Source organism: Stenotrophomonas sp., assembly GCF_032061965.1.
Lineage (GTDB): Bacteria > Pseudomonadota > Gammaproteobacteria > Xanthomonadales > Xanthomonadaceae > Stenotrophomonas.
This window is the reverse complement of sequence record NZ_DAMBEF010000025.1, coordinates 11032-24756: the sequence shown is the minus strand read 5'-3', so window position 1 is coordinate 24756 and position 13725 is coordinate 11032. Positions and strand designations below refer to the sequence as shown.

Below are 13725 nucleotides of genomic sequence, written 5' to 3'. Positions count from 1 at the left end.
AAGCCCCTCTCCCGCAAGGGGAGAGGGGCTAAAGCAGCTTCGAGCGCTGCCTCAACCTGCAGGATCCAAGCCCCTCTCCCGCAAGGGGAGAGGGGCTAAAGCAGCTTCGAGCGCTGCCTCAAGCTGCAGGATCCAAGCCCCTCTCCCCTTGCGGGAGAGGGTGCCCCCGCGAACGCGGGGGCGGGAGAGGGGTTGCTTTGCCAGCCTCAGCGGCTGAGCACGCCCGGGTTCATCAGCCCCTTGGGGTCGAGCTGGGCCTTGATCGCGTCGAGCAGGGCCAGCCCGGCGGGGTCGCGCCCAGCACGATAGTCGTAGAACTTGCCCAGCTGCAGGTTGGCCGCACCGTGCGCGCGCATGGTGTCGGCGATCTGCCGCTTGAGAACATCCGCCGCGGCGCGCGCTTCCAGATGTTCGCCCGGGCAGCCAATGCGCTCGCGGTGGTCGGCATCGACGGTGCGCTGGTGGAAGGCGTTATGGCTGTCCGGCCAGTAGATGCACGGCTCGATCACCACCGTCTGCGCGCCCACGCTGGACAACAGCGTGCCGATGAAGATGCCATGCTTGTCCATGGTTTCCTGCTCGCGCGCGAACAGATCCTGCAGCGCGTTGAACATGCGGGTGGCCTTGGAATGCGGCACCAGCGCGTGCACCGGCGCCCAACGCTCGCCCTGCGGGCCCAACATCGAGTTCCACGCGGCAAACGGATTGGCCGCCATCATCTTGGGGATGGACGGTTCCACGCTTTCACCAAACTCGCCCACCAGCTTGCGCGCGCGGGCAACGCGGTCGGCCACTTCGGCGGCGCTGTCGCCCTCCAGGGTGATGTGCAGCGAGAACTGTTCCTGGTCGACGATGTCGCGGCCCTTCACCGCCAGCTTCAGGCCGGAGATCAGGCCGCCCTTCTTGATCACATTGGTCAGCGCCTTGACGTCGCTGGACAGGCCGGCGCGGCGCATGCGCACGCGGGTCAGTGCCGGGTCGAAGGCCGCTGTTTCACTGGCCAGGCCGTTGCGTGACAGCACGCCCAGCGCAGCAAACAGGCCTTCAGCGGTGGGGAACTGCCAGGACAGATAGTCGATATGCGCGTGCTTCGGAATCAGCTTGAGCACGATGCGGGTCTTGATGCCGAGCAGGCCGCAATCGCCAAGGAACAGGCCGGTCAGGTCCGGGCCGTACCAGCGGAAGAACGGTGAGGTATTGGCCGCAGCCGCCGAGCCGGTGGTGAGGATGTCGCCATTGGCGGTGACCACCTGCAGGCCCAGCACCACGTCGGCCGAGCAGCCATAGCGGGCCGTGCCGTGGAAGATCGCACCCTGCGACATGCCGCCGCCCACGGTTGCATGCGAGCCGGACATCGGCCCGAAGTACGGCGTGCGCACGCCCTTGGCATCCAGTGCTTCTTTCAGGGCGCGCCAGGTAACGCCGGCCTCGACCACAACGTAGGCGTCTTCCAGATTGATCTCGACGATCTTGTCCAGCGCGCCGGTATCAACCAGCACCGCCGGGCTCTGCGCGGCGGTATAGCCGCCGGTGTAGCTCATGCCGCCACCACGGGCGATCACCGCCACGCCGGCGTCGGTGAGCTGCTTGACCGCATCGGCCAGCTGCTGCGCATCGTTCGGGCGCAGCACCGCCAGCAGCGGCTTGCCCTGCGAATAGACATCGGTGGAGAAGTACTCAAGCTCGCTGGCATCGGTGACGATGCTGCCGCCCCAACTGGTTTGCAGGCGGTCGATGACGGCGTTTGCGGTGTCGTTGCTCATGGGGGTCCTTCAGCTCAGGCAGACAGGGCGGCAGCGCGCCCCTGGTAATCGGATTCGGGGTCGGTGAGCACGCGCAGCGGCACCGGCAAGGCGCGCAGGCGGGTACTCAGATCGGGCGTGGTGACATCGCGCAACAAGGGATGCAGACGCGCGCCCAGACGCAGCAGCTCGACCACGTTGGCATGCACCAGCGCGGGTGCGGGCGCATCGACGCGACGGCGGGCGGCAGCGCTGGGCGGCAGCCACGGCCACAGCAGGTGGCGTTCGCGCTCCCATTGCCAGGCGTCGCAGAGATAGCCGCCAGCACGGTCAATGACCGTAGTCGGCAGGCCCTGCAGCAGCAGGGCCTGTTCCTCGGCGTTGAGCAGCCACGGCGAATGCAGCACCACCTCGGCAACGCGCGGGCCCAATGCATCCACCAAGGCGGGCACATAGCCAGCGGCCGCGCCATGCGCCTCGATCACCAGCGGCAGGCCCTTGTCTGTGGGAATGGCATCGCACAGTGCAGCGACCAGCGTCGCGGCATCCAGCGGGCTGTCGCTTTCGCAGGAGGCGCCATGGCCTGGCAGGTCGGGCAGCAACCATGCGCTGTCACCGGCATCGATCTGCTGTGGTGAAAGCGGGCGCGTGCCCGGCGCGTGCAGGCACAGGCGCAATGCACCCTGCCCTGCGCGCTCCCACACCGCCATGTCACCGGCAGCGGTGGCGATGATGCGACGCTGCCAGTTGTTCGATGCGGTGACAGCAGTGGAAGCTTCGACAAAGGCCGGCTCGTTCGCCAGGCTCTGCGCCAACCAGCCGTCCATGCTGTCGTGCATGGCGGGAATGCCGTTGGGCTCTTCAACTACCGTCACGTTGGTCGGCAGGTCGCGCAGGCGCGGCATGTGCGCCAACAACGGATCGCCATGGCGGTACACCAGCCAGGACGGCATCTGCAGCTGCTGCAACCAGAAGTGATCGTTGTGGCGGAACGCAGCGGCATAACCGGCGCGGTAGGTATCGCCCACGTCGAGCACGTCCATCACCGTCTCACGGCTGCTGTCGGTGGTCTGCGGTGCAATCGCCATCGCCGCTTCGGCGCGGCCGTCATACCAGGGGAAGTAGTACTTCTGCTCGCGCATGCGCGACCACAGCCAACGCAGGTGCGAACCGTCCCACTGCGGCACGAACGGCGGCAGATAGGCATCGCCATACAGTGCACTTTCTTGCGGGGTGAAGGCGGCATAGCCATCTACCACCAGCGCGGCCACACGCGAAGGATTGGCCCAGGCCAGCCAGGTCGCGATCAGGCCACCGGTATGCATGCCGAACACGGCGAAGCGCTGCAGGCCCAGTGCATCAATGAACTGCAGCGTGGCGGCACCGAAATCGGCAATTGTCATCGGGTTGCCGGGCAAGGCATCGGAATAACCGAAGCCCGGCGTGTCCGGTGCAATCACGGTGTAACGGTCGGCATAGCGCTGCATCATCGCTGTCCACATCCGCGAGTTCTGCGGTGACTGGTGGATCAGCACCAGCGCCGGGCCACTGCCGGCAATGCGGTAATGCACCTGCCGCCCGTTGACGGACAGGAAGCGCCGTTGGATCTGGGTCATGCGTGTTCCTTAGAGCCGTACCAGCGCCTTGCCCAGGTTGTCGCCATTGAGCAAGCCAATGAAACCAGCCGGCGCAGTGGCCAGCCCGTCGTGGATGTGTTCGCGGTAGCGCAGCGTGCCGGCGGCGATCATCTGCGCCAGTTCGCTGCGGCATTGCGCGAAGTCGCCCAGATGGTCGTAGACCACCAGGCCTTCAAGCCGCGCGCGCGCCCCGATCACCGGGCCCAGGTTGGGGCCGGCCGGGCGTTCGGCACGGTTGTATTGATCGCTGAGCCCGCACAGCACTACCCGTGCATGCAGGCGCAGCAGTGACAGCGCCGCTTCCAGCACGGCACCGCCGACGTTGTCGAAATAGCCGTCGATGCCGTCCGGGCAGGCCGCGCGCAACGACGCAGCAAAATCCGCATCGCGGTAACTGACGCAGGCATCGAAGCCGAATTCATCGGTGACGATGGCGCACTTCTGCGCGCTGCCGGCAATGCCGACCACGCGGCAACCGGCGGCCTTGCACAGCTGGCCCACCACGCTGCCAACGGCACCGGCGGCAGTGGATACCAAGATGGTCTGGCCGGCCTTGGGTTGCAGGATCCTGCGCACACCGGCCCATGCGGTGAGGCCGGGAATACCGAGCACGCCGACCGCGGTACTGACCGGCGCCAGTGCCGCATCAACCAACGACGCGGCGTTTGCGTCCATTGCCGCGAACTCGGCCCAGCCGGTCATGCCGGTAACCACGTCACCCAGCTGGAAACGCCCACTGCGGTCCTCGACCACCGTGCCGATGCCGTAGCCCGGCACGATGCTGCCCAACGGCGGGCAAGGCACCGCGTAGCGGCAACCGAGCTGCGCGCGCAGGAAGGGGTCCAGCGACAACCATTGCACCTGCACCCGCAGCTGGCCGTCACCGATGAGCGGTAGCGGCAGCTGGCGCAGTTCAAAGTCCTGCGCCTGCGGCATGCCTTGGGGAACCTGCCGCAGGCAGACGGCCTGCATTGTCGTGTGCAAGCCGTCCATCGATCAGAACGCGTTGATGCCGGTCAGCTCGCGGCCGATCACCAGCTGGTGCACGGTCTCGGTGCCTTCGTACGTGATCACCGACTCCAGGTTCAGCGCATGGCGGATCGCACCATGTTCGGTGGTGATACCGGCGCCGCCAAGCAGGTCACGGCATTCGCGGGCGATGTCGATGGCCAGGCGGCAGTTGTTCCACTTGGCCAGCGACACCTGCTGCGGCTGCATCTGCCCGGCGTCCTTCAGGCGGCCGAGCTGCAGTACCAGCAACTGGCCGGCGGTGATGCGGCGGGCCATGTCGGCCATCTTGATCTGCGCGCTCTGGGTGGCGGCGACCGGGCGGCCGAACAGGATGCGCTCCTTGGTATAGGCCAGCACTTCGTCCAGGCAGGCGATGGCCGCACCCAGCGGGCCCCAGGTGATGCCGTAGCGGGCCTGGGTGAGGCAGCCGAGCGGACCCTTCAGGCCCTTCACGTTGGGCAGGCGGTTGGCATCGGGCACGCGCACGTTGTCGAAGAACAGCGCACCGGTCACCGAGGCACGCAGGCTCATCTTGTGCTTGATCTCCTGGGCGGTGAAGCCCGGGGTGCCCTTCTCGATGACAAAGCCCTGCACGCCTTCGTCGGTGTTGGCCCAGACGATGGCGATATCGGCCACCGAACCATTGGTGATCCACATCTTGGAACCGTTGATCACCCAATCACCGCCGTCCTTCACGGCACGGGTCTTCATGCTGGCCGGGTCGGAACCGCCGTGGGCTTCGGTCAGGCCGAAGCAGCCGATCACCTTGCCGCGCGACATGTCCGGCAACCAGCGCATGCGCTGCTCTTCCGAACCGTAGGCGTAGATGGGATACATGCACAGCGAGCTCTGCACCGAGACGAAGCTGCGGATGCCGGAATCACCGCGCTCCAGTTCCTGGCAGATCAGGCCGTAGCTGACGCTGTTCAGGCCGGCGCCGCCGTACTGTTCCGGCAGCGAGCTGCCGAGCAGGCCCATGTCGGCGATTTCGCCAATCAGCTCGGTGGGGAAGCGCCCCTGGTCGAAGCAATCGCCAATGATCGGCAGCACGCGCTCATCGGTGAAACGGGCAACGGAATCCTGTACAGCGCGTTCTTCCTCGCTCAGCAGCGAACGCACGTCGAACAAATCGTAGGGGTTCAGTGTCTTCAGGCTCATTACTGTCTCTGGAAGGCGCATCCGCGCCCGGAAGGTAGGGGATAAGGTAGTTCAATCAGGCTGAAAGAATTGCTGCAGCTGCACGCTCGCCCGAGCTGACGGCGGCTTCCATGCCCGGTACGTGCAGTTCGGTCTGTTCGCCGGCAAAGTGGATGCGACCGAACGGGGCGTTGGCCCAGCGTAGGGTCTCGGCGAAGCGCCCGGGGGCGATTTCGGAGAACGCGCCGTCGGACAGCGGGTCATTGCCCCAGCTACGGGTCTCCAGCGGCACCAGCGCGCCCTTGGATGCCGGGCGCAGGCGCTCCATGGCGTTGATGGTCCAGGCAAAACGGGCCTCACGGTCGAGCTTGTCGGCCTGCTGGGCCATGGCGCCGTTGAGCCAGACGATCAGGCGGTTGATCTGGCCATCCGCGCCGGGCACGGCAAATACGCGCTGCAGCGGGCCATCGCCCCACAGCGACAGCGGCAGGCCGTCGTCTTCCCAGAATTTGCGGGTGGGATGCAGGTGCACGGTGGTCACCGCATTGGAACTGCGGGCCGACCACACATCCTGCTGCGCCACCGGCGGTGCCGGATCGATGGCGATGCGGCTGAGCGGCCCGCTGGGCAGGGCCAGCACCAGGTGCGCGGCGCGGAAACGGCGGCCGTCGGCACAGCGCACTTCCAGCGTGCCGCGCGCCGACTCCACACGGGTGACCTGGGCATCGAGCACCGGCGGCTGCGCCAACGAGGCGGCCATGGCCTCGGGCAGCGCCTGGCTGCCGCCCTGCACCCAACCGGTGCCCCGGGAACCGAACCGGCGCAGCGCATCACGGCGCAGGGCATCGAGCGCGCTGATGGTCTGCAGCGAGGAGAAGCTATTGCCGATATCCATCCATTGCAGCGCCTGCGGCGACCAGCCCTTGCTGGCGATCAGCTGCGCCAGCGGGATATCCAGCGAAAGATTGTTCGGGTCGCGCCAGCTGTCCACCGCCGGCAGGCCCAGCTCACCCATTGCGGTGGCCAGCAGCATCGGCGGCAACAGGCCATGTTCGCGGCCCTGAAGGGTATTGAGCGGGCTCTCACCCCATTGCAGCGCAGGCACCAGCCTGTCGCCCAGTACCAGGCCCAGCCCCGCGGCGGTCGGCAAGGCGGCCGACGGCGGCTCGATGCCGACACCCACGCGCTTGGCATGGGCATGCACGCGCTCATAGCCGGTGCCCACTTCCACGCCACCGATTTCAAAGCGGATGCCATTGCGCACCACGGTCTGCAGGCGGCCGCCAACACGCGGATTGGCCTCCAGCACGGTAACGCGGGCACCACCGGCTTCCAGCGCATGCGCGGCGGCCAGACCGGCCAGGCCGGCACCGACCACGATGACGTCGCTGGTTGGCACTTTGGCGTGCAGCAGGCCAGGCAGCATCGACAGTGCAGCCATGCCTGAAACTCCCTTGATGAAATCGCGTCGTTGCATTGGAGGAACCTGTGGTACGGGTCGGGTGGTGCTTTGGTTCTTTTGCTTTGGTTCTTTTGCTGTGGTTCTTTTGCTGTGGTTCTTTTGCTTTGGTGCTTTTGCTTCTGTTTCTAAAGCCGTCATTCCCGCGAAGGCGGGAATCGCTCTTGCTCTTGCTCTTGCCGTTGCTTCTGCTCCTGCCGTGTTTCCGCACCCTCAACGCCCTGCCACAAACCCAAAGTGCCAGAGCCAGAGCCAGAGCGATTCCCGCCTTCGCGGGAATGACGAACAAAAGCAAGCGGAACGCCCCATTCCTTGTTCACCATCCCACCTTCGCCGGAATGACAAACTGATGGTGTTTCGTTACAGCCCAACACGCGTCAGCCGGGAGGGTGCACCGCACCCTCCCGGCCACGCAGCACTCCTTAGAACTTGTAGCTCACTTCCACGCCGTACATGCGCGGCAGCGACGGGGTCAGGCCGAAGTCACGCAGGTTGCTCACCGCCAAGCCGGTCAGCGGCGGGATAGCCGGCAGCGCCACGTAGGCATCCGGGTTGATGGTGCGCTGCGCGTCTTCCAGCGTGCGGTCATTGAACGCGTTGTTGACGTAGGCCGAGACCTGCAGCTGTTCGGTCGGGCGGATGCTGAAACGGAAGTTGGTACGGGTGGAAGCGCCGATGTAGGCCAGGTTGTCGACCTGGATGTAGCGCTTGCCTTCGTAGTTCACGTCCATGTTGGCGGTGTATTCCCAACCATTGGACAACGCGCCGTCATACATCAGGCCCAGCGTCGCCTTGTGCTTGGGTACGCGCGGCAGGGTGTAGCCGGCGGCGTCGGCAGCCGGATCGCTCAGGGTCGGTGCATTGCTGCTGGAGAACAGGTCAGCCTGGTCCTGGCTGAGGAACTTGAGGATCTCCGCATCAGTGTACGAATACGCCAGGCTGGCCAGCCAACCCTGTGCGAACGCCCACTGGCTTTCCAGCTCGAAGCCACGGATGCGCGATTCGCCCACGTTGGTGGTGTAGCTGGTGGAGAACAGCGAACCGTTCTTGCGGGTCACCGGGCCGGTTTCGGTCAGCTGCTGGTTGGTCCAGTCGATCTGGTAGATGTTGGCATTGACGCGCAACGTGCCGTCCAGCCAATCACTCTTCATGCCCAGTTCGTAGTTCCATGCCTCTTCTTCCTTGTACGAGGCCAGGCCACGGGCGATCAGCGCATCACGCTCGGATTCCTGGAAGTCGGCACGGTAGACATCGGTATTGAAGCCGCCCGGCTTGGTGCCCTTGGAGACCAGACCGTACAGATTGATGTTGTCCTGTGCCTGGTAGCTCAAGGTCCAACGCGGGGTGAAGCTACTGAAGGTCTTGTCCAGCGCATAGGCCTGGGTATAAGTGTTGGCACCCAGCACGCGCGTGTCGACGCCCCCCTTGCTGATCTCGTCACGGGCGTAGCGGCCTTCCAGCGACGTGGTCCACTTGTCGGTGATGCGCCAGTTGATAAGGCCGTACAGGGCCTTGTTGACGGTCTTGTCATTCGGGTTGGTCGCGATCGGCGTGACCACCTTGCTGCCACCGATGGTGTAGCCGGTGAGGTCGCCACCCCAGCCCGGCTGCGCCTGCTGGTCGTAGTAGTACGCACCCACCATGCCGGAAACGTCCAGGCTCTGGTCGCTGCTCAGGCGGATGTCCTGCGACCAGTTCTTGACGCCGCTGTTGGTGAAGCTTTCGAACGCACCGCCGTAACCGCGGATGTCGCTGTAGTCCTGGTCGCTGGCGGCGTAGGTTTCGCTCTTGTTGTAGGCCGAGGTCGAGGTCAGGTTCCAGCCGTTGGCGAACAGGTAGTCCACCACCACGCTGGTGCGCAGCAGATCAGTCTTGCGGCCGGAGAAGTAGCCGGCGGTCTCGAACTCCCGGGTGTTCAGCGCGTAGTCCGACGGTGCCTTCAGCTCACCACAGTAGTAGCCACGGCGACGCGACTCCAGGATCGGATACAGGCCGAAGTACAGGCCGCCGGTTTCTTCCGGCAGGTAGCAGTTGAGGTTATCGCTGCCCAGACGCGCGGCGGCGAAGTGCTGGTCGCGGCTCTTCTGCTTCATCACGCGCGCGGTGATATCCAGCGCCTCGGTCGGCGACCATGCAATGGCGGCCATGCCGCTGATGGTTTCGGTGCCGTTGAGATCCTTCTTGCCCGACGCTTCGTTGTAGAAGATGCCGTCGTTGCCACGCTTGTTCAGGCTGACGTCGTAGCCAAACGAGCCGTCTTCATTGCCGCCGGAGTAGAACAGGCCCATCTTTTCCTGGCCGTAGTTGCCGGCGCCCAGGGTGAGCTTGCCGCCGGGTACGCTGCCCGGGCGCTTGGTGATGAAGTTGACCGCGCCGGAGAAGGTGCGGCGACCGAATGCCGCCGACTGCGGGCCACGGATCACTTCCACGCGCTGGATGTTTTCCAGGCCATAGCTGGAAATGTCGCCTTCGACGTAGATACCGTCGATAAAGAACGAGGCATTGGCTTCGCCCTGGATGTTGGACATGCCGCGGATCACCGGACGGTCAAAGCCACGGCCGTAGCCGGACTTGAACGAGAAGCTCGGCGACAGGTTGGCGATGTCGCGCACGTCGGTCAGGCCCTTCTTCTCGATGGTCTGCTCGGACATCGCGGTGATCGGCAACGGCATCTGCTGCAACGGCTCGGACACGCCACGTGCGGTCACGGTGATCTGGTCAAGGCTCTGTACGGCGTCACTGTTGGCTGCCGGCGGTGCACCCGCTTCGTCGCTGTCAGCGGCGGCGGCATTGCCCGCACACAGCAGCAGCGCAAGGGCGATCGAGGAGCACAGCAGGTCTGGCTTGATGGTTTTCATGGATTTCCCGACTGGAAAGTTTGATCGGAATGGATTGGGAGGATGGATGCGCCGTCTTGGGGGAGGGTTCCGTCCAGTGTTTCCGTACTTCAGTCCTGCTGTTTCGCCGCTGCGCCCTGCTTGAGCTGCTTGTAGTAGCTCCAGCTGGTGACGTTGGGCTGCACCCAGGTTTCAGGTGCACGTGCGTACTCCGGATAGCGAGTACGGACGAGTTCCTGGATATCGGCAGGCAGTTCACTGACCGAGACGCGCTTGTTGCCCTGCGCGATGTACAGCAGATTGCCCGGGCGGGTGCCCAGCTTCATCCAGGGGAGCCACGGCCCGACACGGGTCCAGCCGTAGGTGACCGGCACGCTCTTCAGCGCCGGGTTTTCGAGGTCCGCGCGCGGCGCGAAAAACATGAAGTGCTCCGAGCCCATGTAGGTCGGGCCGGTCGATTCAGCGGGGAATTCACTGGGCTGCAGCGGGTTGGGATAGGCCAGCGGAATGTTGAGGGTCAACATCACCTGGTCGCCTGCTTCCACCCACGGCAGGTGCAGCGGACGCCCCGGTGCGTTGAGCACGGTGTTGACCGGGTCGTTGGCAACCTGCACCACTTCGTTGCGTTCGCCGGAGAGCGGGTTGTCCCAGCTGTCGATGATCTTGCCGGTCTTCAGGTCGCGGTAGAAGGTCAGCTCGCGGGTGTACAGGCGCCACACGCCATCGGCCTGCTTTTCGGCGCGGCAGATGTTGTAGCCCTCGAAGCCCAGCAGCGGTGCCGGCTTCTGCCCGGGTTCCTGCGAGAACAGCGTGCCTGCCCACCACAGGATCTCTTCCTGCTTCGGGTCCAGCGAGCAACGCAGCTTCACCATTGCTTCCACGCTGCCCTGCTCGGACTGCAGATCCAGCGCCTGCGCCTGTGGCGAAAGTGCAATTGCAGCAGCCAGCAAAACCGATGACATTCGTATCACGTCTACCCCCCGGTTGATGGAAGCGCCGCGACCAAGGTCACAACTGCTTCAGACCACATAGGACAGGCCCATTGACCCATCAAAGATGACATATAGCTATATCATTAGTACATGATTGTCCAATCATTTGTAACACCTTTGTCGCAGACGCCACGGCCCATCTCGCAGGCGTGAAAATGGAAACCGGTGGTCACTGCGCCAAGTTGCGCAACATGCTGCTTTGCAACAAAATTTTGCCGGGCGACATGTGAAATTCGGCACTGTCGCTTGTCCGGACATTTGATAGATTCGGGGAATCGCTCGGTCCTTGGCTGGACCCGCAGGCAGTCGCGGCGGGGTGCCAACACCGGCCAGCGAAAAAAGAATCGATAGGTATGGTCGGGCCGCTTGACGGTGTCCAGACCAACATGACATATAGTCATAACATTAGAACTTTAATACCTGCCCAGGAGTCGCCATGAGCCAGCAAGCACTGCCCCCCAGTTGGCAGCACGTCGGCCGCCACGCGGTCTTTCCCGAAAGCGCACATGACGACACCGCGCGCTTCGACTTCCTGGCCAATCTCAACGGCTACCTGGCCACCCAGCTCAGTCCGAAGGTCAAGTTGGCCTACGAGCAGCGGGTGAAGCCGGCGTTCGAAAAAGAAAAAGGCCGCGCCCCGGAAACCCGCCACGAAGTACGCAAGGCGATGGCTGCCGATGGCATCTACCAGACCTGGAGCGCCCTGCGCCGCAGCAGCATGGAAATGCGCCAGCAGGCCGGTCGCGGCCTGGTGCTCAAGCAGGTGGACGCGCTGATCGACAAGGCGCGCGTGCTCAACGCCAGTGACGATGGCCTGCAGTTGGACGCATCGGTGAAGGTGCCGCGCTATTCCAGCGCCGTTGACATCCATTGCATGCCCGGCGGCTACCACACCGAACTGCTGGCCGATGACGTATCTGCGGCGGCCAATTACGACTGCGGCATCTTCGCCACCACCGGCGGCATGCTCGGCCGCTACAACGATGGCGGTGGCCAGGCACTGGCGCAGTGGTTGAAGGAAGAACACCCCGAATTCAAACCGCGGCGCATCCTCGATATCGGCTGCACGGTCGGCCACAACATCGTGCCGCTGGCGCAGGCCTTTCCCGAGGCCGAAGTGATTGCGATCGATGTGGCCGCGCCGATGCTGCGCTACGCACATGCGCGTGCCCGTGCCCTGGGCGTGAACAACATCAGCTTCCGCCAGGCCAACGGCGAAGCGCTGGACTATGCGGACGGGTCGTTCGACCTGATCACCACCGCGATGTTCTGGCACGAAAGCTCGGCCACGGCGATGCCGCGCAAGCTGCGCGAGATCCATCGCCTGCTGGCGGCCGGTGGCCTCACCGCGCACCTGGAACAGCCGCAGTATCACGGCATGGACCCGTACGAGCAGTTCATCCGCGACTGGGATGCGTACAACAACAACGAGCCGTTCTGGAGCGTGATGCACGAATACGACCTGCGCCAGATGATGGCTGCAGCCGGCTTCAAGGCGGACCGCTATTTCGAAACCAAGGTCCGCGGCGTGGTCGATCGGGACATCTTCCCGGTCGCCAGCGAAAGCGGCGAAGACCACGGCCGCGCTGCGCTGTGGACCATGTTTGGAGCCTGGAAAGCATGAGCATCGATCCGATCGCCCTGGCCGGCAGCCGCGCCCGTGGCAAGCGTCCGTACTTTTTCAAGGACCCGGATGTCGAGCGTGTGCTCTCCATCGCCATGGCCATCGCCATGGAGAACGCGGTAACCCACCAGCGCCTGGACGCACTGGAACGCTTGATCGAAAACAAGGGCCTGCTCAGCCGCGAAGAACTGGACCAGTTCCGACCGGACCGTGAGGCCGAAGCCCAGCGGACGCTGTGGATGAAGGAATACATCGCCCGGGTGCTGCGCATCGTGCAGCAGGAAACCGAGGCCTTGGAAGGCGGTGCTATGGACGTGCCGATGGAAGAAGTGATGGATGCACTTCGCAACGAATGAGGCCCGGCCTCAACTGATGACATCAACACGACCACAAGGAAAACCGCAATGCCGAACATGCAACTGCACTTGCCACTGCTGGCCCGCCACGAAGGCGTCTGGGACGGCGTGTACCGTTACTACGATGCCAACGGCGACAAGATCGACGAGCACAAGTCGCGCCTGATCTGCCGTTTCCCCAGCGACGAGAACGTCCCCTACCACCAGACCAACCATTACAGCTGGGCCGACGGCAAGGTGGAAGTGCGTGACTTCCCGACCCGTTACGAATTTGGCCGGGTCATCTTCGACAACGAGCTGATCTACGGTTGGGCGGCTGAAGTGCCGTTGGACGACTACCACCGCACCGTCATGCTGTACTGGAAGCGCAAGGGCGAGGAAGGTCTGGAGCTGTACGAAATGATCCAGCTCTCCGATTGCGGGCAGATGCGCAACCGCATCTGGCATTGGTACAAGAACGGCGTGCTGGTGCAGCGCACCCTGATCGACGAGAAGTTCGTCAGCCGCGACTGGCAGAAGATCAAGGGCGAGAGCTTCAACGGCGACCCGATCTGATCAGGCAGATTGAATGATGACTCGGGGCGCGATGGCGCCCCGAGTTTGTTGTGACCACACAGCGGTAGAGCTGGCGATTGCAGCAGTGAAGTGCTGCATCAATCCTGCGATTGCAGCTGCGAAGCCCCTCTCCCGCGCGCGGGGTGAGAGGGCAGCTTGCGAACCATTGGTTCGCTGCCCATCGAACGCCCTTGCGCCGGCGCAAGGGCCGGGGCGCGGAGCGGGGGTTGGGGTGAGGGGAAGCTTCTAGCAAGCAGACCCAAAGCTTTTAAAGCTCCCCTCATCCGCCCCTTCGGGGCACCTTCTCCCGCAAGCGGGAGAAGGTACGCCATAGAAGCAAAGGCAATTGCAAAAGCGAGAAGCAAAAGCCAAAGC

At 64.2% G+C, this 13725-nt stretch carries 10 protein-coding genes; 3 read left to right on the top strand and 7 right to left on the bottom strand.

What is annotated here, in order from left to right:
• Positions 1-206 precede the first annotated feature (206 nt).
• The 7 genes from RT460_RS13310 to RT460_RS13280 form a co-directional block, all read right to left on the bottom strand.
• Positions 207-1763 carry an FAD-binding oxidoreductase gene (locus RT460_RS13310; protein WP_313317237.1) on the bottom strand — a complete coding sequence of 519 codons (1557 nt, stop codon included), beginning with the start codon at positions 1761-1763 and terminating at the stop codon, positions 207-209.
• A 14-nt stretch (positions 1764-1777) separates the two neighbouring features.
• Entirely contained in the window at positions 1778-3358 is a 1581-nt protein-coding gene (locus RT460_RS13305; RefSeq protein ID WP_313317236.1) for an alpha/beta fold hydrolase, read from the bottom strand.
• Positions 3359-3367: 9 nt separating this feature from the next.
• Positions 3368-4372, bottom strand: coding sequence for an NADP-dependent oxidoreductase (locus RT460_RS13300; protein ID WP_313317235.1), 1005 nt, complete (start codon positions 4370-4372; stop codon positions 3368-3370).
• 3 nt (positions 4373-4375) lie between these two features.
• Positions 4376-5548 carry an acyl-CoA dehydrogenase family protein gene (locus RT460_RS13295; protein WP_057626965.1) on the bottom strand — a complete coding sequence of 391 codons (1173 nt, stop codon included), beginning with the start codon at positions 5546-5548 and terminating at the stop codon, positions 4376-4378.
• A gap of 55 nt (positions 5549-5603) precedes the next feature.
• Entirely contained in the window at positions 5604-7004 is a 1401-nt protein-coding gene (locus RT460_RS13290) for an NAD(P)/FAD-dependent oxidoreductase (protein WP_313317234.1), read from the bottom strand.
• Between the two features lie 404 nt (positions 7005-7408).
• Positions 7409-9844, bottom strand: a complete 2436-nt coding sequence (locus tag RT460_RS13285; protein WP_313317233.1) for a TonB-dependent receptor — start codon at positions 9842-9844, stop codon at positions 7409-7411.
• Between the two features lie 89 nt (positions 9845-9933).
• Positions 9934-10785, bottom strand: a complete 852-nt coding sequence (locus tag RT460_RS13280) for a DUF1838 family protein (protein WP_313317231.1) — start codon at positions 10783-10785, stop codon at positions 9934-9936.
• A gap of 466 nt (positions 10786-11251) precedes the next feature.
• Here RT460_RS13280 and RT460_RS13275 point away from each other — a divergent pair, with 466 nt between their 5' ends.
• The 3 genes from RT460_RS13275 to RT460_RS13265 are packed head-to-tail and all read left to right on the top strand — an operon-like array spanning position 11252 to position 13350.
• Entirely contained in the window at positions 11252-12439 is a 1188-nt protein-coding gene (locus RT460_RS13275) for a class I SAM-dependent methyltransferase (protein WP_313317230.1), read from the top strand.
• The gene (locus tag RT460_RS13270) at positions 12436-12795 is read left to right on the top strand and encodes a hypothetical protein (RefSeq protein WP_057626960.1); all 360 of its coding nucleotides are present in this window, start codon (positions 12436-12438) and stop codon (positions 12793-12795) included. Before RT460_RS13275 ends, RT460_RS13270 begins: the two co-directional genes overlap by 4 nt.
• Positions 12796-12843: 48 nt before the next feature.
• Complete coding sequence (locus RT460_RS13265) at positions 12844-13350, top strand: hypothetical protein (RefSeq protein ID WP_313317229.1); 507 nt, start codon at positions 12844-12846, stop codon at positions 13348-13350.
• Positions 13351-13725: the final 375 nt, after the last annotated feature.